Consider the following 439-nt stretch of genomic DNA (forward strand, 5'->3'; position numbering starts at 1 on the left):
TCCCAATGGCCAATTTCGGACCGTTGGTCCGCAGTTTGAGGTCGTTGAGCAATATTAGGCCCTAAGCACCTTTTAGCTTGCGGATGAGTTCGATGATGCTTACGTTTAGGTTTTTCAAAGAGGTCTAAATTGGACGTACGAAGCACACCCTCATTAATCCATTGATATAAAGTTACAACCGACTTTGGGATCAGGGTGCCATCATTCATTAAATCTCGAGCCTTATAAATAACCGCTTGTGGGGAGTAATGGTGGTCGTCAAACTCACCAAGCATTAGCTGATCAGCTAATCGTAAAAATTGCTTTGAAGAATAATATAAGCGACGACGACCAGAATGGCGGTGATGTTCAAGATATGTGGCCTGACCAGCTTCATAACTATAGATGTAGTAAGAATATTCGTAAATCTTACCATTAGATTTTTGACGACGAAGTTGGC

1 pseudogene is annotated in these 439 nt (G+C 41.9%); it reads right to left on the minus strand.

From position 1 onward, the window contains the following. Positions 1-439, minus strand: a pseudogene (locus QOS10_RS09515) (IS30 family transposase); the annotation flags it as partial.

The organism is Limosilactobacillus galli, from assembly GCF_947381495.1.
In the GTDB taxonomy this organism is placed as follows: Bacteria; Bacillota; Bacilli; order Lactobacillales; family Lactobacillaceae; genus Limosilactobacillus; species Limosilactobacillus galli.